The sequence below is a fragment of the Vitreoscilla stercoraria DSM 513 genome, from assembly GCF_000382305.1.
Taxonomy (GTDB): domain Bacteria; phylum Pseudomonadota; class Gammaproteobacteria; order Burkholderiales; family Neisseriaceae; genus Vitreoscilla; species Vitreoscilla stercoraria.
The window spans coordinates 32,988-58,342 of record NZ_KB908034.1; the positions used below are offsets into that span (position 1 = coordinate 32,988).

Below are 25,355 nucleotides of genomic sequence, written 5' to 3' on the forward strand. Positions count from 1 at the left end.
TGGTTGCATCTTGCATTGCAGCAATCATTTATTCCATGATAACAAATGTTAGAATGTTTTCAGCTACAATAGTCAAAACATCAAGCACCTCAGAATATTACAACTATGACAAAATCATTATTAAATCAAATTGAATTACCTTCAGATTTGCGCCAACTGCCTGAATCTGATTTGCCACAAGTTGCCGATGAGTTGCGCGAGTTTCTATTGCAAACGGTTTGTGCAACTGGTGGTCACTTTGCCAGCAATTTGGGTACTGTCGAGTTAACCGTTGCTTTGCATTATGTTTATAACACGCCGAATGATCATTTGGTGTGGGATGTGGGGCATCAAAGTTATCCACACAAAATTTTGACAGGTCGAAAACATCGTATGGGCACCATGCGTCAAAAAGATGGTTTGGCAGGCTTCCCTAAGCGCTGCGAATCACCTTACGATGCGTTTGGTGTCGGTCATTCTTCTACATCTATTGGTGCAGCTTTGGGTATGCAAGTGGCCGATCAATTACAAGGTCGTCCTAACCGTCATGTCGCGATTATTGGTGATGGCGCGATGACTGCTGGTCAAGCATTTGAAGCTTTGAACAACGCAGGGGATATGAAAGATACCAATTTATTAGTCATTTTGAATGACAATGAAATGTCGATTTCTCCTAATGTTGGCGCTTTACCAAAATATTTGGCATCGTCTGTGATGCGAGATGTGAAAGATTTGGTGAAGTCTGCTAAAAACAAATCCGAAAAAGTATTGAACAAATTGCCCGGTGTGTTGGATGTGGCTAAGCGTTTTGAGAATAAACTCAAAGAAGCGGTGGATGGCTCACCATTAGACATGCATATTTCATTGTTTGAGAAGTTTGGCTTTGAATACACAGGCCCTGTTGATGGTCATGATGTATTGGGTTTGACTGAAACTTTAAAAACCTTGCGCAGTAAAAGCGGCCCGCAGTTTTTGCACATTATCACTAAAAAAGGCAATGGTTATAAATTGGCTGAAAACGACCCTGTCGGATTTCATGCCATTGGTAAAATGGATCCTGCCGTAGGTCCTGTTAAATCCAGTACGCCAGCTGCAGTGACATACACACAAGTATTTGGTCAATGGTTGTGTGACCAAGCTGCCGTAGACAATCGTTTGGTTGGTGTGACACCTGCCATGCGTGAAGGCTCGGGTTTGGTGGCGTTTGAAAAACAATATCCAAATCGTTATTTTGATGTGGGCATTGCGGAACAACATGCTGTGACGTTTGCAGGTGGTTTGGCTTGTGATGGTATTAAGCCAGTGGTGGCAATTTACTCGACTTTCTTACAGCGAGCATATGACCAATTGGTACACGATGTGGCGATTCAAAATTTGCCAGTGATGTTTGCCATTGACCGTGCTGGTATTGTTGGTGCGGATGGTCCTACTCATGCAGGTGCTTATGACTTGAGCTTTATGCGCTGTATTCCTAATATGGTGATTGCAGCGCCATCGGATGAATATGAATGTCGTTTGTTATTGTCAACATGTTACCAATTAAATCAACCAACAGCTGTGCGTTATCCTCGTGGTAGTGGTACGGGCGTGGATGCAGGACGTGAATTGCAGACGGTGGAAGTCGGTAAAGGTTTGATTCGTCGCCAAGGTGAAAAAGTGGCTATATTGGCTTTTGGTAGCATGGTGCAGCCTGCATTACAGGCCGCTGACAATTTGAATGCTACGGTCGCCGACATGCGTTTTGTGAAGCCTTTGGATGAAGCATTGATTATTGAGTTGGCAAACAATCATGATTTTATTGTCACTGTGGAAGAAAATGCGGTTCAAGGTGGTGCAGGTTCTGCGGTATTGGAATTCATGGCTAAAAACAAATTGTGTAAGCCTGTTTTGAACCTTGGTATTGCAGATGTGGTGACTGAACACGGTGATCCTAAATTGATTTTACAAGGTCTGGGTTTAGATGTTGTTGGAATTGAGACCTCGATTCGAAATTTTATGATTTGATATGAAGTTAATTAAAAAAGCCAAGCATTAGCTTGGCTTTTTTAATTGTTGTTTTTAATTCACATATTGATGATTTTCGAAGATAAATATTAAAAAAACATAAAATAATGGCAATATTTTTTTTTGTGAAAATAAATATGAAAATGATTGCTTTACAGTCTTATTTCATGAAATTAAATGTTAATTAGAAATTGAAATTTTGGTATTTTTTGTTAAAAAATAATTATTCTTATGATTTTGGTATTTGATTTTAGATAAGGTTTTTCTTATTTTATGGATACTTAAAGTAAAATATCTATATGATTAAGTATGAGTAATTTTTTATGATGACTGAGAGGACATTTTCAAATAATGAGCAAACTGGTAGAGCAAACAAAGACACTTATCCATGGTTTAGACACAGCTGAAAATAGTACATTAAGCCCACAGCAATTGGTAGAAGCGGCTTGGAATCAACAAGACCCACGAAAAATTGCTGAAGATTTGAATGCGTTGATGCAAGCAATGATGGAAACCCCTTCTCCTTAGTGGGTAAGTAGCATTGCTTGAGTGAGCGCACTTTTGCATCCATTTGATTGAATATCTCATTATGTGAGGCATAAAATCAATCATTTGAGATGAGTGACAAATTAATTATGATAAATTCATCATTAGTGTATTATCTAACTTCTAAAAATCGACCTAATGAGTCGTGATTACAATCCAATGGAGTTGAGATGAAAAATTTTACTTACGATGAGTTGTCAGTAGGGCAAAGCGGCGGTTTGGAAAAAACAGTGACGGCCAAAGATGTGTTGTTGTTTGCGGCTGTAACGGGAGATACCAATCCTGCACATTTGGATCCTGAATATGCCGAACAAACCATGTTCAAAGGCGTGATTGCACACGGCATGTATAGCGCAGGTTTGATTTCAGCGGTATTGGGTACACGCTTTCCTGGCCCTGGTACGATTTATTTGGGTCAAGATTTGCAATTTAAGCGTCCTGTAAATATTGGTGATACTTTGACTGTGACTTTGACTGTTGCTGACAAACGTGACGACAAAAAAATTGTCACTTTGGCGTGCGAAGTGGTCAATCAAGATGGCAAAGTGGTGGTCACAGGCAATTCGACCATTATTGCGCCTGCTATCAGCATAGAACACGAATTGTTATGCTTGGGTGAAGTGGCTGTGCCTGAAGCACCGAATGAGCATTTTGCGGCATTGTTATAAGTTTGTAAAACAAATAGACAAAGCGTCCTGTAAATTTACAGGACGCTTTTTAGATGGGAGATGACTTTAAGATTGTGTTGTTTCGGTTTCAATATTTCCCAATAAAGATACCCGTTGTGGTTCTTGAATGGTGTCAAACTGGGCGCTGAATGTGCTACCGATACCCAACTGGCTTTCAACCAACAATTGGCTACCATGTTCGGCCAATGCATGTTTGGTAATGGCCAAACCCAGACCTGTACCACCGCTGGCACGTGAGCGGCCTGTATCGACACGGTAAAAGCGTTCGGTTAAGCGGGGAATGTGCTCTGAGGCAATACCAGGACCGTTGTCGGTGACGCTGAAGGTGACGGTGTGGTCATCATGGGCTTCCAAGCTGATTTGAATGTGACCACCTTCATGGTTGTAGCGTACCGCATTGAAAACCAAGTTGCTCAAAGCATTGTATAAGTCTAGTTGTATGCCTTTGACCCAAATATTGGCACTGATTTCCGTATCAAACGTTTGTTTGTCCGCAGACAAAATGATACCTTCTTGTATCAATTGCCCTACCATGGCGGATAAATGAATGGGTTGCAATTGGTCGCTGTCTTTGGTGGCTTCCAAGCGCGACAGAGTCAATAAATCATCCAATAAGGCCAACATACGATCACTGTCTTTTTTCATTAAATCTAGAAATTGTATGCGTTGTTCAGTAGGCAATTGTGGATAATCTTGCATGGTTTCGACAAAGCCGTTGATGACAGTCAAAGGCGTGCGCAATTCATGTGAGACATTGGCGACAAAATCGGTACGGGTTTGATTGATTTGCTCGATGCGAGTGATATCTTGGCTGACCAAGAGTTGTAGATTTTTATCAAAATCAGTACATTTGAGCATAACATGGCGGCTTAAGCCTTTGTTGGTTGGTAAAGTCAGTTTGATTTCGTCTGTGTCTTTGTTGTCCATGAATTGATGAAAACTGGGTTGACGCACCAAGTTGGCCAAAATACCGCCAGTGTCTTCCGTTTTCAATAAAAAATGTTCTCGTGCCACCGAGTTCATCCATTCAATTCTGCCATCTTGATTTAAAATCAACACGCCATCAGGCATCACTTCAAATGCTTTGTACAAGCGTTGCAAAGATTGCACGATTTTTTGTTTGCGACGTTTACGGCTTTTGGCTTGTCGGGTCAAAGTCGCAAAAATTTGTTGCCAAATACCAATGCCGCTGGGTGCATTGGAAGGCTTAGGTCGCTCTAACCATGTAATCAATTGGCTGATTTGCCATAAGTGTGTGAACAGCCAAATGGAGAGCAAGCTTAAAAACGTGATAAAGCCGTAGCTTTGTTTCCAAATCATGCCGACAATCGCACCACAGACAGCGAAAGATAAAATCACACGAATGCAGTGCAGCGCAAATCGGCTCATTTATTGGCTTTCTTTTTGCGAGAAACGATAACCTGCACCGCGAACGGTTTGTAGTAAATGTTCCAATTGTGCAGTGCTTAAAGCCCGACGCAAGCGACGAATGTGAACATCGACGGTACGTTCTTCTACAAATACGTGGTCGCCCCATACCAAATCCAGCAATTGACGGCGGGTATAGACACGGTCAGCATGGGTCATGAAAAAATGTAATAATTTGAATTCGGTTGGACCAAAATGAATCGATTGACCATTGCCGCGGACAGTGTGTTCGTTAGGATCTAGCTCTAAACCTGCCAAAGCAATCACTTCACTGGTTTTTTGTGGTGCACGGCGACGCAACAAAGCATTGACGCGAGCGACCAATTCTCGTGGTGAAAAAGGCTTAGTCAAGTAATCGTCAGAACCCAAATTCAAGCCCATTTCTTTATCCACATCATCGCTTCGGGCAGTCAATAAAATGATGGGTAAATCTTTGGTACGGGCATCTTGGCGCAATTGCTTGGTCAATTGTATGCCAGATGTTCCCGGCAACATCCAATCGAGCAAAACCACATCGGGCAGCTTTTCGAGCAAATGTGGCCTTGCCTCTTCCACACTGCCACAACTGGTGACGTTGAAACCAGCTTGTTCCAATGTAAATCGAATCAAAGTCAAAATGGCTGCTTCATCTTCGACCACCAAGACATTAATGTTACTCATGGTATTTCCTTTGTGCCTATCAGCTTGTTTAAAGCAAGAGCATAAAGTGCTGGTATGACGTTATTGTGACAGTGCCATCATTTGTGTGACAAATCGTTTTATGAAGCTGTTTTAAATGCAGAACGTATGACCAAGTTGTCACGATGCAATACTTCTTCTTCAGCCACATAATCCAAAATCGCTTCAATTTGATGCGATGGTTGGCGCAAAATTTTCTCGATTTCATCACTGCTGTAATTGGTCAAACCACGAGCCACTTCTTCGCCATCAGGATTGACCACAGAAATGACCGCACCACGTAAAAACTGTCCTTGTACGCCAATACAGCCGATAGGCAATAAGCTGGAGTGTTTTTGGCTTAGGGCAATGGCAGCACCAGCATCGATGGTGACTTTGCCTGAAAATTGCAAATGACCCATAATCCATTGTTGGCGTGCAGACAAGCGTGAACGGTTTGGAGTCAACCAAGTACCAATACGTTCACCTTGACACAAACGCAAGAGCAAATCAGGTTCATGACCTGATGCAATCAAAGTCGCCGCGCCACTTAAAGCCGCCCGTTTGGCCGCGATGACTTTGGTATACATGCCGCCTGTGCCCACAGCAGAACCTGCGCCACCTGCCATCGATTCTAAATCAGGATGATTGGCTTCGATTTCATGTATGAATTTGGCATTGGGATTTTTGCGAGGGTCGCTGTCATACAGGCCGCTTTGATCGGTCAAAATCAATAAGGCATCGGCTTCAATCAAATTGGTGACCAAAGCGCCCAACGTATCGTTGTCACCCAGTTTGATTTCGCTGGTGGTGACCGTATCGTTTTCATTGATGATGGGAACGACATTCCAATCGAGCAAAGTACGCAAAGTCGAACGCGCATTCAAATAGCGGGTACGATTGCTCAAATCGTCGTGGGTGAGCAGGATTTGGGCAGTTTGAATCCCATGTTCTGCAAACACCTCTTCGTAAGCCTGCGCTAACCCCATTTGACCAATAGCAGCGGCGGCCTGTAATTCATTCAAGGCTTTGGGGCGTGATTTCCAACCCAAGCGCTTGATGCCCTCGGCAATGGCACCGCTGGACACAAACACGACTTGTTTGCCTTGGGCTTTGAGTTGAGCGATTTGGGCTGCCCATTTGGCTAGGGCTTCTAAGTCTACGCCTTTGCCTTCGGCAGTAACCAAACTAGAGCCGACTTTGATGACGAGAGTATGTGCTTCACTGATGGATTTCATGGTATTTTGAGCTCACAACAACAAGACCGTTATGATAATTCATTTGTGCAGACACTGAAAGCCAAGCCGATTGGCTGGTGTGTTTACAGGACGCTTATCTATGTGAATGATCGTTACCATCAGACAAAATCGCCATAAAAAAGCGTCCTGTAAACTTTACAGGACGCTTTGAAAACGAATTGGCAATTGATTATTTGGTAACCAATTTCAATTGTACAGGAATCGCTTTTTCAACATTTTCACCATTGAAATGTTTCACCGCTGCATTGATGGCTTCTTCGCCAATCAAAGCAGGTTGTTGTTCCACAGTGGCAGCCAATTTGCCTGCTTTGACTTTGGCTACGGCATCTTCAGTGGCATCAAAACCAATGACTACGATGTCTTTTTTCGCAGCAGCAACGGCTTCCAAAGCACCCAAAGCCATTTCGTCATTTTGTGCGAAAACTGCTTTCACATTAGGCTGAGCTTGTAAGATGTTTTCCATTACAGTCAAACCTTTTGAGCGATCAAAATCAGCAGTTTGGCTGGTCACAATATTCAATTTGCCTGTTACCGCTTTGGTAAAGCCTTCGCCACGTTCGATGGCAGCAGACGAACCTGCTACACCTTCTAACATCGCCACTTCAGAGCCTTCAGGCACCAATGTCAATAAGTATTCACCCGCCAATTTACCACCTGCAACGTTGTCAGAAGCAATGTGTGAGAAGACATTGCCGCCGTTAGCAGAGCGGTCAACGGTAATGACAGGAATGCCCGCTTTGTTTGCAGATTCAATTACTGAAACCACAGCTGCAGAATCAACAGGATTGATGATAATTAATTTCACGCCTTGTTGAATCAAATCTTCCACGTCGGCTGCTTGCTTAGACGCATCGTTTTGAGCATCTACGACGGTTAAGCTGGCACCCAATGCGGCTGCTTTGGTTTTCGCTGAATCACCCAATGTGACAAAGAACGGGTTGTTTAACGTAGAAATAGACATGCCAATGGTTTTGTCGCCACTTTGAGCAGTTTGGCTAGATGCCGCAGGTGTGGTGCTGCTGGAACCTGATTCCAGAGAACAAGCGGCTAACCAAAATAAGGCAAATGTTGCCATCATCAGGGTGAAATACTTTTTCATGAGAAATTCCTTTTGTTTAAGCTTCTTTTTTACGGTCTAATAAAACCGCTAATAAAATAACGACGCCTTTAACTACCAATTGGTAGAAAGATGAAACACCAATCAAGTTCATGCCGTTGTTCAAAACACCGATAATCAAAGCACCAACCAAAGTGCCAAAAATCCAACCACGGCCACCATTCAAAGATGTACCACCCAAAACCACAGCAGCAATCGCATCCAATTCATACGATGTACCAGCAGTTGGTTGGGCTGAATTCAAGCGTGAAGTTAAAATCAAAGCTGAGATAGAAGCCAATAAACCTGTTAATGCATACACGCCGATTTTGATGCGGTCGATGTTGATACCTGATAATTTAGAGGCCTCTTCATTGCCGCCCACTGCATATACACGGCGACCAAAAGTCGTGTGGTGCAAGATGAAATACAACACAGCGAAAGCGATGATCATGGTCACCACAGGCATCGGTAAGCCTAACATGTAACCTTTGCCCATCATTTGGAAGGCCACCGAATCGCCCAAGCCTGATACAGGACGACCATCGGTATAAGCCAAAGTCAAACCGCGGTAAATGGTCATGGTTGCCAGCGTAGCAATGAACGGAGCGACTTTGCCTTTGGTGATGATTAAGCCATTGATTAAACCTAAGCCTAGACCTAATAACATGGCTATCATCATGGCTAAAATAGGGTCATAACCACCAGCGAGCATGGAGGCTGCAACCGCGCCAGTTAAAGCCAAAGTGGAGCCTACTGATAAATCAATGCCACGAGTCAAAATCACAAAAGTCATGCCAAACGCAATCAATGCGCTGATAGAGACTTGGCGCAAAACATTGAGTAAATTGTTGGCAGTTAAGAAGTTTGGATTCATGGCGCTGATGATAATCACCAATAAAATCAAACCGAAAAAAGGGCCCAAACGCGATAACAACGCTTTGGTTGGATTAGTGGAGGACATGTTTTTCACCTCCTGTGGCAAAATGCATAATGTGTTCTTGGGTCATGTTTTCTTGGGTGACTTCACCGGTCATGCGGCCTTCATGCATAACCAATACACGGTCGGCCATGCCTATCACCTCGGGTAATTCTGAGGAAATCATGAGAATTGCGACTCCTGCTTCTGCAAGCTGATTGATGATGTTGTAAATTTCTTTTTTAGCGCCAATATCCACGCCACGAGTAGGTTCGTCCAAAATCAAAATATCTGGATCTGTGCCCAACCATTTGGCTAAAACCACTTTTTGTTGATTGCCGCCTGATAAAGATTTGGCAGCCAATTCGGCATTGGTGGTGCGGATGGCAAGCTGTTCGATGAAGCTTTGTACAAACTCACGCTCGGCTTGAATTTGAGTAATGCCTGCGCGACAAGTTTTGTCAAAATTGGGCAACATGATGTTGTCACGAATCGAAAAGTCCAAAACCAAACCTTCGGTTTTGCGGTCTTCGGTGACAAATGCGATTTTGTGGCGCATGGCTTGAATCGGATTTTTGATGCTGACGCTTTGACCATCGATGTGGATTTGCCCTTGTTGGGCTTTGCGGTGACCAAAGAGGGTTTGCGCAACCTCTGTGCGGCCTGAACCCATCAAACCCGCAAAAACCAAGACTTCGCCTTTGCGCAAATCAAATGACACATTGTCGAATGCTTTGGACGCTGACAAATTGCGTACCGATAATTTCACTTCGCCAATATTGGCATTGCGTTCAGGAAAACGCTCACCCAGTTCACGACCTACCATCATCGCCACAATTTCGTCGAAATTGGTTTCTGGAATGTTGCGCACACCTGCGTATTGCCCATCACGCAAAATGGTGATGCGGTCGCAAATGGCAAAAATTTCTTCCATGCGGTGAGAAATGTAAACAAAAGAAATGCCTTTGCTTTTCAATTCACGCACGGTTTCAAACAAAGTTTGGATTTCGCGATCGGTCAAAGCCGCCGTCGGTTCATCCATCACAATGTATTTGGCGTCAGAGGCGATGGCTTTGGCGATTTCAACCAGCTGTTGCTTGCCCACAGACAAATCACCTGCGCGGGTTTTTGGATCAATGTCCAAGCCCAATTTACACAGTAATTCATAGGTTTGGCGTTGCATTTCTTTGCGCTTTAAAATACCAAAACCATAAGTCAACTCTTTGCCTAAGAAAAGATTTTCTGCCACCGATAAGTCTGGCAAAATGTTCAACTCTTGGTGGATGACGTGAATGCCACAAGCTTCAGAATCACGCACATTTTTGAAAATTTTTTCCTGCCCATCGACGGTGATGCTGCCGCTGTCTTTTTGATGAATACCGCTTAAAATTTTCATCAAAGTAGATTTGCCAGCACCGTTTTCGCCCATCAAAGCATGGATTTCACCATTTTTTAGCTCGAACTCTACGCCATTTAAGACTTGGTTGCTGCTGAAGGCTTTGCAAATGCCTGTCATGTGTATCATGGAGCCTCCTTAAAAAATCACGCCGCTTTGCAAGATGATATTGGCGTAAGGTGTGGCCTCACCTGTGCGGATGATGACTTTGGCTTGGGCACATTGCTGTTTGAATGCTTCATGGGAAACATATTCTGTGTGCAAGTTCAAATTTTGAATGTGTTGGTCGAGGCTTTGGTTGTGTGCCGTGATTTCACTGGCGCACACACTTTTCTCTACGACCAAATCTGCTAATACAGCATTGAGCACATCTTCAAAACTGGGCTTGTGCAAAGCGTATGCCAAATCGATGCATGTCACACCCGCAGGAACGGGTAAGCCACAGTCTGCAATGACAATGGTGTCGGTATGTCCCAATTTTGCAAAAATACCCGCCAATTCGCGGTTTAAGATGCCATGTTTTTTCATGCGTTGAGAGCCTTAAAGTGTTGATGATGTATGATTATTTTGATGACCATCATCTTCACCTGTTCGTGGTTTGGTTTGGAAAAAGGTGTAATATTATCAAATTAATGGATTCTTTGAGTGTAAATTTGCTTAATTAATTCAATTAATGGGGTTTTTATAACTATGGCATTTAAATTTTGCAATAAATGTTCATATTCATTTCTATATTTATGAGGCATTAGATATCAAAAAGCGTCCTGTAAATGTTTACAGGACGCTGAGTTTGATTTAATCAGGTTTGGAATTGCTTATTCGGCGTTGGTTTCTTTTTTAGCCTCTGGTGCTTCGATTTGCTCAGCATGACCACACTCTTTTTGTGGACACACTTTTTCAGTGCCACGACGCTTGGTCACTTTGATGGTCAATAATGGCCAATTACATTTTGGACAAGCTTCGTTGATTGGTGGGTTCCAAACGGCGTAATCGCAATCTGGATAGGTTTCACAGCTGTAAAACAATTTGCCAAAACGGCTCTTGCGCTCAATCAAATGACCTTTGCCACATTTCGGGCAAGCGACGCCCGAGTCTTTTTTCTCTAAAGGCTCGATGTAAGTACATTTAGGCTTGCTTTTGTAATTGCTGCAACCGATGAATTTACCGAAACGACCTTTTTTGTAAATCAATTGACCATTGCATTTGGGACAAAAGCGGCCTTCTACTTCGGTCGGCTCTTCGGCAGCTTTGGCGGCTTCTTCCGCGGTTTCGTTGACGTTGCGGGTGTAATCGCATTCAGGATAACCGTGGCAAGCGATGAAGCGGCCGCGTTTGCCAAATTTAATCATCAATTTGTGTTGACCACATTTTGGACAATCTTCTTCCAAATCTTCTGAGGTGATTTGTGCGCGCGGAATGTCTTCTTTTTCTTTGACTTGTTTGTCAAAGTCTTTCCAAAATGATTTCATCACCGGTTGCCAAGCGCGTTTGCCATTGGCAATATCGTCGAGTTGGTCTTCCAGTTTAGCGGTGAAATTGTAATCGACGTATTGACCAAAATGCTCGGTTAAAAACTTGTTCACAATGTCGCCTGTGTCCGTTGGCGTAAAACGCTTTTGGTCTAGGGTGACATATTCACGGTCTTTGAGTGTAGAAATGATACTGGCGTAAGTCGATGGACGGCCGATGCCAAATTCTTCCAAAGCTTTCACCAAAGACGCTTCCGTGTAACGTGGTGGTGGTTGAGTAAAGTGTTGTTCGCCACGCAAAGCATCGACGGGCAAAACGTCGCCTTCGTTCATTTCCGGCAATTTTTTGCTGCCTTCTTCGCCATCGTCATCGTCATCAGTGTCTTCTTCGTACACGCTCAAAAAGCCAGCGAAGGTTTGCACTTGACCTGTGGTGCGGAAGATGCCTTCACCCATTTCAATGTCAACCGAAGTCAAATCGAATTTCGCAGGTGTCATTTGACATGCGACTGTGCGTTTCCAAATCATTTGGTACAAACGGAATTGGTCGCTGCTCAAAAACGGTTTCACTTCTTCAGGCGTCCTGTAAACCGAAGTAGGACGGATAGATTCATGCGCTTCTTGGGCATTTTTCGATTTGGTTTTGTAGGTATTGGCTTTGCTCGGCAAAAATTGTTTGTCGATTTTGTTTTCAATGTAATGGCGAATTTCAACCAAAGCATCTTCAGACAAACTGACTGAGTCAGTACGCATGTATGAAATCAAACCAATCGCGCCTTGACCGACATCGATGCCTTCGTACAATTGTTGTGCAGTGCGCATGGTACGGTCAGTGGTCATACCCAATTTGCGTACGGCTTCTTGTTGCAAAGTTGAAGTGGTAAACGGTGCGGCTGGGTTGCGGCTGCGTTTTTTCTTTTCAATTTTGGCAATTTTGGCTTCATTGCCTGTTAAGTTAGCGATGACTTTGGCTTGAGATGCGTCATTTGGCAAAGCAAATTGGTCTAATTTTTCACCCTCATAATGAGTTAAGCGGGCTGAAAATTTGCTGCGACCTTTGTGGCTGTCCAAATGTACAGACCAATATTCTTGTTCGGTAAATGCTTTGATTTCGTTTTCACGTTCACAAATCAAACGCAAAGCAGGACTTTGCACACGACCTGCTGACAAACCACGACGAATTTTTTTCCACAACAATGGCGATAAATTAAAACCAACCAAATAATCCAAAGCACGGCGGGCTTGTTGCGCATCGACCAATTCTTGTGAAATCGGGCGTGGATTTTGAATGGCCTCTAAAACCGCTTTTTTGGTGACTTCATGAAACACCACACGCTCTTTGGGCAAAGTTTTCAGGCCGCGTTTGCCATCTAAGATTTGTTGTAAATGCCAAGAAATGGCTTCACCTTCGCGGTCCGGGTCGGTTGCCAAATACACGTGTTCGGCTTCGCGAGCAGCTTGAACAATGGCATCAACGTGTTTGCTGTTGCGACTGACCAATTGGTATTTCATCGCAAAGTCATTTTCAGGATCCACTGCGCCACTTTTCGGAACCAAGTCGCGCACATGGCCGTAAGACGCTAAAACTTCAAATTCAGCGCCTAAGTATTTTTTCAGTGTTTTGGCTTTGGAAGGTGATTCCACGATTAATAAATTTTTGGCCATTTTAGGAGTATTCGTATTGTTTGATTATTTGGGTGCAAAGTGTGCAAAACGCAGCGTCTAGGCTGCGTTTGGTAAGGCGCAAGAACGTTCTGCCTTATTTATTGCATCATGGTATGACCGTGTAAAGCAACCAATAATTCATCGCCTATCAAAATTGGCAATTCACTTTGGTGTAACCACAAGACCATTAATGCCAATAATTTGGTATGGTCTACGGTAATATCTTCATCGGGCAATTGGGTGAGCATGTGAATGATGAGCTCACGTTGGGTTGAGTTAATACCGCTTTCTGCTTGTAAAAAACTCAATAAATGAATCACTTCTTCAGGCAAGACATCGAGCTCATATTGATTGAAAACACGAATATATTGGCAATCATCTAAGATGGCTTGATCCATGCTTAAACTGTTGGTTAAATGCTCTAAGCATTCTAAAGCATCGCGAATCTCTTCGCCATCAAAGCCTGCTTCGGCTAATAATGTGCCTAAAGCATCTTGCTTTGGACAGGTTTCCCAGTCTTGGAAGTTTTCAATTAAAAAAGCAATGACATCGAACATAGTCTATCCAGTTGGGTTAATGAATGCGTTGGTAACGACCACCTGTGAGTGCTGCAATCTGACCTTGTAGCTCTAATTCCAATAATTCAGCATACACATCTGTAAGGCTGCTGCCAAGTTTATCGACCAATTGGTCAGGATGTATGGGGTCAAAACCCATGGCTTGCAAGAGCGGTGATGGATTTGGATGGTTGTCTGTATTGGCTTTTGGCTCAAAATGGGTATTTTTGTGCAGCTGCGGCAAAAGGATACATTCTTCCAAAATGTCTTGAACCGATTCAATCAGCTTGGCACCTTGTTTGATCAAAGCATGGCAGCCTTTGCTATGAGGATTGTGAATTGAGCCGGGTATGGCCATCACTTCTTTGTTCATTTCCAATCCTAAGCGGGCTGTAATTAAAGATCCTGATTCCACAGCCGCTTCAACCACCAAAATCGCTTGCGACAAAGCTGCAATGATGCGGTTGCGTCTTGGGAAGTTTTGCGCAACAGGTGGTGTTCCAAGGGCGAATTCTGACAGCAATAAGCCTTTTTCACAAATTTGATGTGCCAATTGGCGATTGGCCGCAGGATAAACGCGGTCTATGCCTGTTCCCAAAACAGCGATAGTGGCACCATTTACTTGAATACAGCCTTGATGGGCTGCGGTGTCGATGCCCGCGGCAAATCCAGAAACAATCGCCATATTGTGTTGGCTTAAATCTGCCGCAAATCTGTGAGCATTTTGTAAGCCTTGGGCTGTCGCGTGGCGGCTGCCGATAATCGCAATGCTCGGTTGGTGTAATAAAGACAAATCGCCTTTGGCAAATAATAAAGGAGGCGGTGAGTCAATTTGCGCTAAATTTAATGGATAATCATCGTCTAGTAAAGACAATAAATGGTTGTTTGCATGTTCGCTTTCCCATATTAAAGCGTCCTGTAAAGCTTGTTTGCCTTGACGTTGTTGTATGGCTTGAATGGCTTTGGGTTTGGCTAAGTTGGAAAGTGCAGAGCTTGGTGTTTGCCAAATGTCAGCAGGACAATCCAAATATTGTAATATTTTTAATAGGGTCATAGGACCGACATAAGGCGTGAGGGCCAATTCAAGATAAGCCAATCGGTTGGCATCGTTCATGACTCAATATCCTAGATATTAAAAACGCACCCTAAGGTGCGTTGATAGATACAATCAATATTTGATGTAATCACCACGATTGTAATTACCATGTTCATAGTAATGTGGCTCTTGTGGTTCGTTTGGAACATGTGGACTGTGATTGCTGAAATCATCCAAATCACGACCTGGTTCACGTACTGTATCGCCTACGCTGACGTTGGTTAAACTGCTTAAAATTAATGCATATGAGATATTTTCATTGGCTTGATATACCATGGCCAAAGCCAACTCTTCGGATGGAATGGAAATATGACCATAGCGTGGACCATCGTCATTGCCACGACGCTCGACCTTGGTGGTGTTGATTTTGCGATAGATGCTGATCACTGTACCAGGATCAATACCTTGGCTTAAACCTTGATTGATGGCTATGGTTTGAAATTGTGCTGCTTCACTAACGCCATCCAGAATAGACAAAACTTTGGCATTCACAGGCACAGAAGGCTCGTGTGGCATGAATTGAAAGCCTGTTTTGATAAAATCAGGCTCACGCATCAAATAGTCACCTTTTAAAATTTCCGAACCAATTTCACGAATCATCATCGGTTGTGCGGTTGTGGTTGGGATTTTTAATAAAGGGTGTTTTAAAGTGTAATACTCATCATCATTTAAACGACTGTTGTCGGCGACTGTGTCACGCTCACTCCATGCGCTTGGATTAAAATTAATTGTTTCTAATTTACCGGTGATGATGATTTCACGACCTAAGAATTTTTTGGTATCAGGGTCGGTAATGTCTTTATTTACACGGTAGCTATAATATGTACCTGGTTCTTTTAAGCCATAAGAATAAACACGGTCACCGGGTGAATAAATCAAGCGGCTGTCAGGACCTTGAATCAAATGAGGTGCATTCTTCATTTCTTCGGTACTGATAATTTGTGGCGACTGCATGAAAGTTTGCGCCAAATTCATGTTGATGGTGTTAATACCATAACCGTCACTGACTGTGCGTACACCAGGGTGAATTTTGATGACTGGGATTTTAGTGCTGTCTTCTAAGCCTAGAACAGGTTGCCCATTGACATAACTTAAGACCAAAGTTTGACCTGGATAAATCAGGTGGGGGCTGCGCAATTGGGTACGGTTGGCATTCCACAGCTTAGGCCATTGCCAAGGATTGCTCAGATAGCGTCCTGAAATGCCCCATAAGGTATCGCCTTGTTTGACTGTATAACGAGCAGGAGCGTCAGCACGCAATTTCAGCGTTTGTGCAAAGCTGGAAGTGGAAATAGCTAAGCCTGCAGTGCAAAGCAAGGTTATAATGGTTCTTTGCATGATTTTCCCTTATTTCGAATTCTATAATGACATGAATGCCAATTTATCTAAATCATAGATGATTTGCATGGATAAAATCTAGTTTTTCAATCACATTCTCTTGAAATCAATGATATTGTCGTCAATTAAGTCATATACAACAGCATTTTAGTTTTAAGGAGTCCCCTGATGGCACTGTTAGAAATTTTACAATATCCAGATGAGCGTTTGGCGATCATTGCCAAGCCTGTTGAACAAGTAGATGAACGCATTCAACAATTGATTAAAGATATGGCTGAAACCATGTATGCCGCACATGGTATTGGTTTGGCTGCAACGCAAGTGAATGTGCATGAGCAAGTCGTGGTCATGGACTTGTCAGAAAGTCACAATGAATTGCGTGTCTTCATCAATGCTAAAATTACCGAGCGTGATGGCGAAACCGTTTATGAAGAAGGTTGTTTGTCTGTACCTGGCATTTACGACAAAGTGCACCGTTCAGAAACGGTCACTGTCGAAGCTTTGAATGAAAAAGGTGAGCCTTTCACTTTGCATGCTGATGGTTTATTGGCGATTTGCGTTCAACATGAATTGGATCATTTGAATGGCAAAGTGTTTGTACAGCATTTGTCACGCTTGAAGCAAGACCGTATTAAAAACAAATTGAAAAAAGCCCAAAGAGCCTAATGAGAATCATATTTGCAGGTACGCCTGATTTTGCAGCCCATGCGTTGGCTGCCTTGATTGCTGCTGGACATGAAGTGGCCGCTGTTTTGACACAACCCGATCGTCCTAAAGGTCGTGGTATGAAATTGACTGCATCGCCTGTCAAAACTTTGGCATTGGAACATGCTTTGCCTGTGTGGCAGCCTGAACATTTGAAAGACGAAGCGACTCAACAGCAATTGCGTGATTTGAATGCTGAGGTGATGGTCGTAGCAGCTTATGGCTTGTTGTTGCCTGCAAGCGTCCTGAACATTCCTGCACGTGGCTGCTTGAATATTCATGCGTCTTTGTTGCCACGCTGGCGTGGCGCAGCGCCGATTCAGCGAGCCATAGAGGCAGGTGATGCTCAAACTGGTGTGTGTATCATGCAAATGGACGTGGGTTTGGATACAGGTGATGTATTGCTCACCAAAACCACGCCGATTCATGCGCAAACCAATGCAGCACAATTACATGACGCTTTGACCGAGTTGGGTGCTCAAGCCATTGTAGAAGCTTTGGCGCAGTTGCCTGATTTGGTGGCGTTGCCGCAGCCTAGCGAGGGTGTGACATATGCACAAAAACTGTCTAAAGCCGATGCCCAATTGGATTGGAATTTGCCTGTGCAACAAGTGCACGACAAAATTCGCGCGATGAATCCTGTTCCCGGTGCGTGGACGACTTTGAATGGTGATGTGTTCAAAATTTGGGGCAGTGAAATACAGGCAAACAGTGTGAATGCATCTGTGGGTAGTATTTTAAGTGTGGATAAAAATGGCATTGCTGTGCAAGCAGCAGATGGTGTTTTGAACATTACCGAATTACAAGCCAGTGGCAGCAAACGCATGTCAGTGGCTGCATTTTTAGCAGGACGCACTGTTGTGGTGGGTCAGGCATTTGAAAGACAAGTATGAGTTTAGGCAATATTCAATTACAGGCCGCCCACATTTATTTAAAAGTGGCAGCAGGTTCTAATCTGACTGATTTGTTGACGCAAGTAAAAGCGCAAGAAGAGTGGACTGCGCAAGAGTGGGGCACGTTGCAAGATTTGTCGTATGGTACACAACGCTATCGTGGTAGTTTGAATGCTTATTTGCGTTTGCGCGTGCCTAAACCTTTGTCTGAGCCAAAGCTAGAAGCATTATTGATGGTGGCGATGTATCAATTGCTGTATACGCAAAATGCGCAACATGCAGTGGTGAATGAGGCGGTACAAGCATCACAAAAATTGGCAGATGGTAAATTCAAATCTTTGCTCAATGCAGTATTGCGTCAAGTGATTCGTGATGGCTGCAAATTGCCAAAAATTGTGCTGCAAGACGATGTTGAAGCCAAGTTTAACTTCCCAGAGTGGTGGGTTGAAAAGTTAAAAAAAGACTATCCAAAGTATTGGCATAATATTTTGGCAGCCAGTCAATTGCCGCCGCCATTGACCTTGCGTGTGAATCAGCGCCATACGACGGGTGAAGCGTATTTGGCTTTATTGGCAGAGCAGGGCTTGGAAGCCACCTTGCTTGGTTCACAAGCTGTGCGTCTGAAACAAGCAACATCTGTTGCTAATTTGCCACAATTTTACGATGGTGTTGTTTCTGTGCAAGATTGGGGTGCGCAACAAGCTGCTTTGTTGTTAGATCCTCAAAATGGTGAACGTATTTTGGATGCTTGTGCGGCTCCTGGCGGCAAAACAGGCCATTTGTTGGAGTTGGCAGACATTGACTTGTTGGCGATTGATGTAGATTCAAAACGCTTGCGTCGTGTGCAAGAAAATGTAGATCGTTTGGGTTTGCCTGCTCAAATTAAAGCTGCCGATGCCACGAAGTTAGATGCTTGGTATGATGGTCAACCGTTTGATGCAGTGTTAGCGGATGTGCCTTGTACCGCTTCGGGTGTGGTGAAGCGTCATCCTGATATCAAATGGTTGCGTCGTCGCCAAGATGCTGCATCTGTTGCACAACAGCAACATGTGTTGTTGGATGTGTTATGGTCGACGGTAAAATCGGGTGGTCGTATGCTTTTGGCCACGTGTTCTATTTTCCCAGAAGAAAATCAACAGCAATTGCAGGCATTTTTAGAGCGTCATTCGGATGCTACATTACGCACCGAGCGCATTTGTCTGCCTAATGATACTCAAGATGGTTTCTATTACTCGCTTATTGATAAAGCTTAGTATTCTTTTCATCTGCGTGGGTGGCTTTACGCTGGCCCACGCAGATGGCATTCGTGTGAAACGTGCTCAAGCGGTATTGGGTATTCAAGGGCAGTTGTCGGTGAACAGTCGTTTTGAAACCAGCTTGCCAGCTTCTTTGCACAATGCTTTAAAACAAGGTGTTGCTTTGGATTTTCAGTTGCAATATCAATTGATTGCACCGAAAGTTTTGGCTTATAACTTGCGATTCAATCCGTGGGCTGACACTGTCAGTCCCATTTCTTATAAACTGACTTATCATCCATTAACGGACAAATACCGAGTGACGATAGGAACGTTTTCTACTGAGTACTCGAATTTACAAGTTGCTTTACGCAGTATTGGCGGTATTGTGAAATGGGATGTTCATCCTGTGAATACATTTCTTGCAGCTGAAAAAGACCAAATTTATGCGCAAATTCGTTTAAGTTTGAGCAGTCATCAATTACCAAGACCATTTCAAATCAATACTTTGACTTCCAAAGCTTGGGGCTTGGATTCTGGGTGGGTGCGTTTGAGAGTAGAAACGGAGTAATTTGTGCGTTTATTTGTCATTGCTGTGGCAATTATTACGATGTTGCTGTTGTACATGTTGGCATTGGCAACAGGGCATGCTTCGATTTTTTCCGACTATTTTTGGTGGATTTTCGGGTTCAATGCTCTTGCTTTGGGCATGTTGTTGTTTTCGGTAGGCAGACAAGTTTGGCAGTTGTGGCGAGATGGACGCAAGCGTGTATTTGGTGCGCGTATTGCCAAAAGATTGACCATGATGTTTGCCATTGTTGCCATATTACCGGGTTTGTTTTTGTTTGGTGTATCGGCACAGTTTATTCGCCATAGTATTGATTCTTGGTTTGGCAATGAAACGGAAGTGGCATTAGAACGCAGCCTGAATTTGAGCAAAGTTGCACTGAATGGTAGCGTAGAGGATGCTTTGCGTGATGCTGTGCCGTTGCAAATTGAAATGGCTAGAGCGCTGGTTTTTCATGATGATGTTGCATTGGCGTTATCAGGTCGCTTACAGCGAGGTGGATATCGACAATTGGCTTTATGGGATCAAGAAAATAAAAAATTTGTAGAAAAAGTAGGCGGTGGTGGGCAGTTTGATTGGCCTGAATTGACACAACAAGATTGGCAGCGTTTGCACAAAGATGGCTCGATTGGTAATTTAGAATCGGTACAAAATACTTTATATATCAATGGCTGGCTAATGATTCCACAGGTGGACGAAAGCAATGTTATTTTGTTTTTTCGTAAGCCCGTTCCTGAGTCTATTGCGCAAGATGCGGTGTTAATTGAAGCTGCTCGCGCAAAATATGCTGAATTGAGTTATGCCAAACAAGGTTTGCAAGCTTTTTTTGTGATGACGTTGTTGATGGCAACGGTGTTGGCAATCAGTTTGGCATTGTTGCTTGCGGTTTATTTTTCGAGACGTTTTGTCGCGCCTTTGTCTGCTTTGGCCGATGGGACACGGGCGGTGGCGCAAGGTGACTTTAGTCAAAAAAGTCCTGTTTTGCGTACCGATGAGATGGGTATTTTGAGTAGTTTATTCAATCGCATGACAGAGCAATTGGATGTTGCCAAACAACAGGCAGAAAAAAATCGCCATCAGCAAGAAGTTGCTAGGGCTTACTTGGAGCAGGTATTGGCAAGTTTAAGTACGGGCGTTATCTCATTGAATGCCAATGGTTATTTGCGTACTTATAATGACAGTGCAGAACAAATTCTTGGCATGGATTTGATGGCTGCGGAAACATTGCCTGTAGAACAATGGGGACAGCTGGGTACGCAATGGGGCGTATTAGCGAAAATCATTGAAGAAACGTGTCTGAAAATGGGCGATACAGCACCATTGCAAATGGACTATATTGGCGTGGATCAGGCACAAATTTTGCTCGTTAAGGCCGCTCCAATTATCTATGAAGATATGTCGCATACCGTGATTATTTTTGATGATGTGACCGATTTGGTGAGTGCCCAAAAAGAGGCTGCATGGGGTGAGGTGGCTAAGCGATTGGCGCATGAAATTCGCAATCCATTAACACCTATTCAATTATCAGCCGAACGGTTGGCATGGAAACTTCAAGACAAATTGTCTGAAGACGATGCCCGTATTTTGGTGCGTTCTACGGATACGATTGTGAAGCAAGTGGCTGCTTTAAAAGAAATGGTTGAAGCCTTTCGAAATTATGCGCGTTCGCCTTCTTTACGGCCTGTAAAACAAGATTTGCGCCAAGTGGTCAATGAAGTTTTGGTGTTGTATGAAGGTTCTATTTGTAATTTTCAGGCGGATTTGGGTAATATACCGTTAATGGTGCGCATTGATACGGCATTGATGCGCCAAGTACTGCACAATATCTTTAAGAATGCAGCAGAAGCAGCAGAGCTTGCAGAGCGTCCGCAAGTTGACATTATTGCATGGTCGAATGAGCAAACCGTCACGTTGACAGTGGCGAATAATGGCCAGAGTTTTCAGCCAGCTATTTTGGCGAAAGCATTTGAGCCTTATATTACTGATAAGAAAAACGGAACTGGGTTGGGGTTGGCAGTGGTGAAAAAAATCATTGATGACCACCAAGGTAAAATTACCTTAGCCAATCAAGAATCCGGCGGCGCAATCATACGAATCATATTGCCAAAAATGGAGGAATAATGCGCAGTACAGATATCTTAATTGTTGATGATGAGGTGGGAATACGAGACCTTTTGTCTGAAATTTTACAGGACGAGGGGTATACCGTTGCAGAAGCAGAAGATGCGGAAGCGGCTCGTCAACTGCGCAATCAAACGAGACCTGCGATGGTTTTACTCGATATTTGGATGCCAGATTGTGATGGCATTACTTTATTGAAAGAGTGGGCGCAATCGGGTCAGTTGAATATGCCTGTCATTATGATGAGTGGACACGCTAGCATTGATACTGCTGTAGAAGCGACTAAAATTGGTGCTTTGGATTTCTTGGAAAAACCGATTGCTTTGCAAAAACTGTTGACCACAGTGCAACGTGCTTTGAAATATGGCCAAATGCAACAAGCCAGCACTTTGACTTTGGAGAAGTTGGGCAATAGTGTTGCGATGGATGAATTAAGTACCCAGTTGATTAAAGTTCAAAAAGGCAAGTTTCCGTTATTATTAACGGGTGAAAAAGGCTCACCTTTTGAACTGGTGGCCAGAACTTTGTTAAATAATGGTTCACCTTGGGTGACACCTGCCAAACCTGAGCAATTGATAGACAATGGTTTAGAGTTGCTGCAAAAAGCACAAAATGGTGTTTTGTATTTGGGTGATGTGTCGCAGTTGCCATTGGCCGCCCAGCGTGCAGTGGTTGGTTTATTGCAAAAAACAGAGCAATATCCAGCACGTGTCGTGGCTTATTGCAGTCGTCCTTTGGAAGAGATGTTGACTCAGTCTGAGTACGAATCTGACTTAATCAATGGTTTTGCTAACTCAATGGTGGCAGTACCAGCTTTGCGTGAGCAAGCAGATGATTTGGTGTCCATCATTAACCATTTGTTGGCAGAGTTGATTGAAAATCGCCAGATTCCAATGGTGAAGTTTACCGTACAAGCCCAAAATGCTTTGCGTCAATATGATTGGCCGGGCAATTTAGAGCAACTCAAAAGCGTCCTGAAAAGCTTGGCGTTGAATGCAGAGCATGGTGCAGTAGATGCACCACAAGTTACGGCTTTGTTGTCGCAATTTAAACAAACTCAAGCCAACCATATTTCAGGCGGCTTTAATTTTGATTTGCCTTTGCGTGAGTTGCGAGAGGAGCTGGAAAAGCGTTATTTTGAGTACCATATTACCCAAGAAAATGGCAATATGAGTCGAGTGGCGCAGCGAGTGGGTTTGGAAAGAACGCATTTGTATCGTAAGCTCAAACAGTTGGGCGTGCAATTTTCCAAACGTCAGGCAGAAAAAACTGAGTAATATTGATTGAAACGGCTGCCTTTGGGCAGCTTTGTATTTTTAAAGACCATGAAACACAATAAAGCACACACACAACAAGTTCGTATTATTGGTGGTACGCATCGCCGTCGCATTGTTCATTTTAATGAGGCCGAAGGTTTGCGCCCTACGCCCGATCGAGTGCGTGAGCAAGTGTTCAATTGGCTTGGGCAGCGATTGCATGGTTTGCGTGTGTTGGATGTGTTCGGTGGCAGTGGCGTGATGGCATTTGAAGCAGCTTCGCGCGGTGCTGAGCATGTGGATGTGGTGGAGTTAAATCGTCAGAGTGCTCAAGTGATGCGAGAGAATGTGCGTCAATTGCAATTGGAACATGTGTTTGTTCACCATCAGGATGCATTGCGATTTTTACAGGCCGCTTCTAAGCCTTACGATGTCATCTTCTTAGATCCGCCTTACCGTTGGCAAGATTGGGGATTGGTTTGGGCGGATTTAATCAAATTGTCGCATGAAGACAGTATGATTTACATTGAAGCTTCACAACTGCCAGAGTTGCCTTCGCAATTGGTTTGGCATAAGCAAGGTTCTGCAGGGCAGAGTCATTATGGTTTGGCCATGCTGCAAAGCATTGATTTATAATTGCCAACAGGCAAAATATTTGCCAATATGCATCGAAGCTGTAACAATGTCGGGTTTATAACGCTTGATTATAGGTAACAGAAATGTCTTTGCTTATTACCGATGAGTGCATTAATTGCGATGTGTGTGAGCCAGAGTGCCCCAATGATGCGATTTACCAAGGTGATGAAATTTACGAGATTCATCCGCATTTGTGTACACAGTGCGTAGGTCATTATGATGAGCCGCAATGCCAACAAGTTTGTCCAGTAGACTGTATTTTGATTGATGAAGAAAAACCTGAGACTCAAGCAGAGCTGCAAGACAAATACGAAAAGTTGCAAGAAGCTAAAAAATAATCATCATAAAAACAAGTTGTTAATCAATTAAACGGAAAAACACTGAAAATTAATGTTGACGGACTGTGAGAATCATCTTAATATTCAGCCTCTCTTGTGGAGGGATTCCCGAGCGGCCAAAGGGGGGAGACTGTAAATCTCTTGCGAAAGCTTCGAAGGTTCGAATCCTTCTCCCTCCACCACAAGATTTGCAGTAGCGGTTGGGGTTGTAGCGCGGGTGTAGCTCAATGGTAGAGCAGAAGCCTTCCAAGCTTATGGTGAGGGTTCGATTCCCTTCACCCGCTCCAAACGAAACACAATAGTTAGGCCCATGTAGCTCAGGGGTAGAGCACTCCCTTGGTAAGGGAGAGGCCGGCAGTTCGAATCTGCCCATGGGCACCAAAATATTAGCAACACCAAATTTTTTGTGGTTTTGTTTATCTGATTTATTTTGCAACAAACAAAATAGGACTTAGGAATAGCCATGGCTAAAGAAAAATTCGAGCGGAGCAAACCGCACGTAAACGTTGGCACCATTGGTCACGTTGACCATGGTAAAACTACTTTGACTGCTGCTTTGTGCACAGTATTGTCTAAAGCATTTGGTGGTGCTGCTAAAGCTTACGATCAAATCGACAACGCGCCTGAAGAAAAAGCACGTGGTATTACCATTAATACTTCACACGTTGAATACGAAACTGAAACTCGTCACTACGCTCACGTAGACTGTCCAGGTCACGCCGACTATGTTAAAAACATGATTACTGGCGCGGCTCAAATGGATGGCGCGATTTTGGTATGTTCAGCAGCTGATGGTCCTATGCCACAAACTCGTGAACACATCTTGTTGGGTCGTCAAGTAGGCGTGCCTTACATCTTGGTATTCATGAACAAATGTGACATGGTTGACGACGAAGAGTTGTTGGAATTGGTTGAGATGGAAATCCGTGACTTGTTGTCAAGCTACGACTTCCCAGGCGACGACTGCCCAATCATCAAAGGTTCTGCATTGAAAGCCTTGGAAGGCGACCAATCAGCAATCGGCGAACCAGCAATCTTGGAATTGGCTGCAGCTTTGGATTCTTACATCCCTACTCCAGAACGTGCTGTTGACAAACCATTCTTGTTGCCAATCGAAGACGTGTTCTCTATTTCTGGTCGTGGTACTGTTGTGACTGGTCGTATCGAGCGCGGTATCGTTAAAGTTGGTGAAGAGATCGAAATCGTTGGTTTGAAAGACACTGTTAAAACAACTTGTACGGGCGTTGAGATGTTCCGTAAATTGTTGGACGAAGGTCAAGCTGGCGACAACGTAGGTGTATTATTGCGTGGTACTAAACGTGAAGACGTTGAGCGTGGTCAAGTATTGGCTAAGCCAGGTACTATCAAACCTCACACTACATTTACTGCTGAAGTTTACGTATTGTCTAAAGAAGAGGGTGGCCGTCATACTCCATTCTTCGCTAACTACCGTCCACAGTTCTACTTCCGTACAACTGACGTAACTGGTGCAGTTACTTTGGGTG

Annotated in this window: 23 protein-coding genes and 3 tRNA genes; 15 read left to right on the forward strand and 11 right to left on the reverse strand. The window is 43.7% G+C overall.

Annotation, left to right across the window (positions count from 1 at the left end; genetic code table 11):
- Nucleotides 1-105: 105 nt before the first annotated feature.
- The 3 genes from dxs (at nucleotide 106) to H150_RS14410 (ending at nucleotide 3,197) form a co-directional block, all read left to right on the forward strand.
- Nucleotides 106-1,983: a 1-deoxy-D-xylulose-5-phosphate synthase gene (gene dxs, locus H150_RS0111685; RefSeq protein ID WP_019959248.1), complete on the forward strand. Its 1,878-nt coding sequence runs from the start codon at nucleotides 106-108 to the stop codon at nucleotides 1,981-1,983.
- 351 nt (nucleotides 1,984-2,334) lie between these two features.
- Nucleotides 2,335-2,511 carry a hypothetical protein gene (locus tag H150_RS15165; protein ID WP_019959249.1) on the forward strand — a complete coding sequence of 59 codons (177 nt, stop codon included), beginning with the start codon at nucleotides 2,335-2,337 and terminating at the stop codon, nucleotides 2,509-2,511.
- Between the two features lie 188 nt (nucleotides 2,512-2,699).
- On the forward strand, nucleotides 2,700-3,197 hold the full coding sequence (locus H150_RS14410; RefSeq protein ID WP_019959250.1) for a MaoC/PaaZ C-terminal domain-containing protein: 498 nt from the start codon (nucleotides 2,700-2,702) through the stop codon (nucleotides 3,195-3,197).
- A 66-nt stretch (nucleotides 3,198-3,263) separates the two neighbouring features.
- Here the strand turns inward: H150_RS14410 and phoR are convergent, their stop codons facing one another.
- The 11 genes from phoR to H150_RS0111750 all read right to left on the reverse strand — a co-directional run bounded on the left by phoR (nucleotide 3,264) and on the right by H150_RS0111750 (nucleotide 16,098).
- The gene (gene phoR, locus H150_RS0111700) at nucleotides 3,264-4,607 is read right to left on the reverse strand and encodes a phosphate regulon sensor histidine kinase PhoR (RefSeq protein ID WP_019959251.1); all 1,344 of its coding nucleotides are present in this window, start codon (nucleotides 4,605-4,607) and stop codon (nucleotides 3,264-3,266) included.
- Nucleotides 4,608-5,306 carry a phosphate regulon transcriptional regulator PhoB gene (gene phoB / locus H150_RS0111705; RefSeq protein ID WP_019959252.1) on the reverse strand — a complete coding sequence of 233 codons (699 nt, stop codon included), beginning with the start codon at nucleotides 5,304-5,306 and terminating at the stop codon, nucleotides 4,608-4,610. It abuts the gene before it with no gap.
- A gap of 98 nt (nucleotides 5,307-5,404) precedes the next feature.
- A complete protein-coding gene (gene proB / locus H150_RS0111710) occupies nucleotides 5,405-6,541 on the reverse strand; it encodes a glutamate 5-kinase (protein WP_019959253.1) in 1,137 nt (378 codons plus the stop codon).
- 190 nt (nucleotides 6,542-6,731) lie between these two features.
- Nucleotides 6,732-7,661 (reverse strand): ribose ABC transporter substrate-binding protein RbsB, encoded by a 930-nt coding sequence (gene rbsB / locus H150_RS0111715; RefSeq protein ID WP_019959254.1) that lies wholly within the window; start codon nucleotides 7,659-7,661, stop codon nucleotides 6,732-6,734.
- 16 nt (nucleotides 7,662-7,677) lie between these two features.
- The gene (rbsC, locus tag H150_RS0111720) at nucleotides 7,678-8,622 is read right to left on the reverse strand and encodes a ribose ABC transporter permease (protein ID WP_019959255.1); all 945 of its coding nucleotides are present in this window, start codon (nucleotides 8,620-8,622) and stop codon (nucleotides 7,678-7,680) included.
- Nucleotides 8,609-10,102 (reverse strand): sugar ABC transporter ATP-binding protein, encoded by a 1,494-nt coding sequence (locus tag H150_RS0111725; protein WP_019959256.1) that lies wholly within the window; start codon nucleotides 10,100-10,102, stop codon nucleotides 8,609-8,611. The genes rbsC and H150_RS0111725 overlap by 14 nt, the downstream gene beginning before the upstream one ends.
- Nucleotides 10,103-10,111: 9 nt before the next feature.
- Entirely contained in the window at nucleotides 10,112-10,501 is a 390-nt protein-coding gene (gene rbsD / locus H150_RS0111730) for a D-ribose pyranase (protein ID WP_019959257.1), read from the reverse strand.
- A 287-nt stretch (nucleotides 10,502-10,788) separates the two neighbouring features.
- Nucleotides 10,789-13,107 (reverse strand): type I DNA topoisomerase, encoded by a 2,319-nt coding sequence (topA, locus tag H150_RS0111735; RefSeq protein ID WP_019959258.1) that lies wholly within the window; start codon nucleotides 13,105-13,107, stop codon nucleotides 10,789-10,791.
- Nucleotides 13,108-13,205: 98 nt separating this feature from the next.
- A complete protein-coding gene (locus H150_RS0111740) occupies nucleotides 13,206-13,664 on the reverse strand; it encodes a DUF494 family protein (protein WP_019959259.1) in 459 nt (152 codons plus the stop codon).
- Between the two features lie 16 nt (nucleotides 13,665-13,680).
- The gene (gene dprA, locus H150_RS0111745; RefSeq protein ID WP_019959260.1) at nucleotides 13,681-14,778 is read right to left on the reverse strand and encodes a DNA-processing protein DprA; all 1,098 of its coding nucleotides are present in this window, start codon (nucleotides 14,776-14,778) and stop codon (nucleotides 13,681-13,683) included.
- A 54-nt stretch (nucleotides 14,779-14,832) separates the two neighbouring features.
- Entirely contained in the window at nucleotides 14,833-16,098 is a 1,266-nt protein-coding gene (locus H150_RS0111750; protein WP_019959261.1) for a LysM peptidoglycan-binding domain-containing protein, read from the reverse strand.
- Between the two features lie 168 nt (nucleotides 16,099-16,266).
- On the opposite strand from H150_RS0111750, the gene def reads away from it, so the two are divergent.
- The 12 genes from def to tuf form a co-directional block, all read left to right on the forward strand.
- Nucleotides 16,267-16,764 (forward strand): peptide deformylase, encoded by a 498-nt coding sequence (def, locus tag H150_RS0111755; RefSeq protein WP_019959262.1) that lies wholly within the window; start codon nucleotides 16,267-16,269, stop codon nucleotides 16,762-16,764.
- Nucleotides 16,764-17,696, forward strand: a complete 933-nt coding sequence (gene fmt, locus H150_RS0111760; protein WP_019959263.1) for a methionyl-tRNA formyltransferase — start codon at nucleotides 16,764-16,766, stop codon at nucleotides 17,694-17,696. The genes def and fmt overlap by 1 nt, the downstream gene beginning before the upstream one ends.
- The gene (gene rsmB / locus H150_RS0111765) at nucleotides 17,693-18,949 is read left to right on the forward strand and encodes a 16S rRNA (cytosine(967)-C(5))-methyltransferase RsmB (protein WP_019959264.1); all 1,257 of its coding nucleotides are present in this window, start codon (nucleotides 17,693-17,695) and stop codon (nucleotides 18,947-18,949) included. The genes fmt and rsmB overlap by 4 nt, the downstream gene beginning before the upstream one ends.
- On the forward strand, nucleotides 18,915-19,502 hold the full coding sequence (locus H150_RS0111770) for a DUF4390 domain-containing protein (protein WP_026353678.1): 588 nt from the start codon (nucleotides 18,915-18,917) through the stop codon (nucleotides 19,500-19,502). Before rsmB ends, H150_RS0111770 begins: the two co-directional genes overlap by 35 nt.
- A 3-nt stretch (nucleotides 19,503-19,505) precedes the next feature.
- Nucleotides 19,506-21,620 (forward strand): ATP-binding protein, encoded by a 2,115-nt coding sequence (locus tag H150_RS0111775; protein WP_019959266.1) that lies wholly within the window; start codon nucleotides 19,506-19,508, stop codon nucleotides 21,618-21,620.
- A complete protein-coding gene (locus H150_RS0111780) occupies nucleotides 21,620-22,897 on the forward strand; it encodes a sigma-54-dependent transcriptional regulator (RefSeq protein WP_019959267.1) in 1,278 nt (425 codons plus the stop codon). The genes H150_RS0111775 and H150_RS0111780 overlap by 1 nt, the downstream gene beginning before the upstream one ends.
- A gap of 48 nt (nucleotides 22,898-22,945) precedes the next feature.
- A complete protein-coding gene (gene rsmD, locus H150_RS0111785; RefSeq protein ID WP_026353679.1) occupies nucleotides 22,946-23,512 on the forward strand; it encodes a 16S rRNA (guanine(966)-N(2))-methyltransferase RsmD in 567 nt (188 codons plus the stop codon).
- Nucleotides 23,513-23,595: 83 nt separating this feature from the next.
- On the forward strand, nucleotides 23,596-23,850 hold the full coding sequence (locus H150_RS0111790; protein WP_019959269.1) for a YfhL family 4Fe-4S dicluster ferredoxin: 255 nt from the start codon (nucleotides 23,596-23,598) through the stop codon (nucleotides 23,848-23,850).
- A gap of 98 nt (nucleotides 23,851-23,948) precedes the next feature.
- Nucleotides 23,949-24,032 (forward strand) — tRNA-Tyr (locus tag H150_RS0111795).
- A gap of 31 nt (nucleotides 24,033-24,063) precedes the next feature.
- Nucleotides 24,064-24,137: transfer RNA gene (locus H150_RS0111800), tRNA-Gly, on the forward strand.
- A gap of 19 nt (nucleotides 24,138-24,156) precedes the next feature.
- Nucleotides 24,157-24,231: transfer RNA gene (locus H150_RS0111805), tRNA-Thr, on the forward strand.
- 82 nt (nucleotides 24,232-24,313) lie between these two features.
- Nucleotides 24,314-25,355 (forward strand): elongation factor Tu (tuf, locus tag H150_RS0111810; protein WP_019959270.1); only part of this gene is annotated, 1,042 nt, incomplete at its 3' end.

Bases quoted from the DNA above. Each gene is read 5' to 3' on its own strand.
- dxs (WP_019959248.1), top strand. From the start codon at position 106: ATGACAAAATCATTATTAAATCAAATTGAATTACCTTCAGATTTGCGC.
- H150_RS15165 (WP_019959249.1), top strand. From the start codon at position 2,335: ATGAGCAAACTGGTAGAGCAAACAAAGACACTTATCCATGGTTTAGAC.
- H150_RS14410 (WP_019959250.1), top strand. From the start codon at position 2,700: ATGAAAAATTTTACTTACGATGAGTTGTCAGTAGGGCAAAGCGGCGGT.
- phoR (WP_019959251.1), bottom strand. From the start codon at position 4,607: ATGAGCCGATTTGCGCTGCACTGCATTCGTGTGATTTTATCTTTCGCT.
- phoB (WP_019959252.1), bottom strand. From the start codon at position 5,306: ATGAGTAACATTAATGTCTTGGTGGTCGAAGATGAAGCAGCCATTTTG.
- proB (WP_019959253.1), bottom strand. From the start codon at position 6,541: ATGAAATCCATCAGTGAAGCACATACTCTCGTCATCAAAGTCGGCTCT.
- rbsB (WP_019959254.1), bottom strand. From the start codon at position 7,661: ATGAAAAAGTATTTCACCCTGATGATGGCAACATTTGCCTTATTTTGG.
- rbsC (WP_019959255.1), bottom strand. From the start codon at position 8,622: ATGTCCTCCACTAATCCAACCAAAGCGTTGTTATCGCGTTTGGGCCCT.
- H150_RS0111725 (WP_019959256.1), bottom strand. From the start codon at position 10,102: ATGATACACATGACAGGCATTTGCAAAGCCTTCAGCAGCAACCAAGTC.
- rbsD (WP_019959257.1), bottom strand. From the start codon at position 10,501: ATGAAAAAACATGGCATCTTAAACCGCGAATTGGCGGGTATTTTTGCA.
- topA (WP_019959258.1), bottom strand. From the start codon at position 13,107: ATGGCCAAAAATTTATTAATCGTGGAATCACCTTCCAAAGCCAAAACA.
- H150_RS0111740 (WP_019959259.1), bottom strand. From the start codon at position 13,664: ATGTTCGATGTCATTGCTTTTTTAATTGAAAACTTCCAAGACTGGGAA.
- dprA (WP_019959260.1), bottom strand. From the start codon at position 14,778: ATGAACGATGCCAACCGATTGGCTTATCTTGAATTGGCCCTCACGCCT.
- H150_RS0111750 (WP_019959261.1), bottom strand. From the start codon at position 16,098: ATGCAAAGAACCATTATAACCTTGCTTTGCACTGCAGGCTTAGCTATT.
- def (WP_019959262.1), top strand. From the start codon at position 16,267: ATGGCACTGTTAGAAATTTTACAATATCCAGATGAGCGTTTGGCGATC.
- fmt (WP_019959263.1), top strand. From the start codon at position 16,764: ATGAGAATCATATTTGCAGGTACGCCTGATTTTGCAGCCCATGCGTTG.
- rsmB (WP_019959264.1), top strand. From the start codon at position 17,693: ATGAGTTTAGGCAATATTCAATTACAGGCCGCCCACATTTATTTAAAA.
- H150_RS0111770 (WP_026353678.1), top strand. From the start codon at position 18,915: ATGGTTTCTATTACTCGCTTATTGATAAAGCTTAGTATTCTTTTCATC.
- H150_RS0111780 (WP_019959267.1), top strand. From the start codon at position 21,620: ATGCGCAGTACAGATATCTTAATTGTTGATGATGAGGTGGGAATACGA.
- rsmD (WP_026353679.1), top strand. From the start codon at position 22,946: ATGAAACACAATAAAGCACACACACAACAAGTTCGTATTATTGGTGGT.
- H150_RS0111790 (WP_019959269.1), top strand. From the start codon at position 23,596: ATGTCTTTGCTTATTACCGATGAGTGCATTAATTGCGATGTGTGTGAG.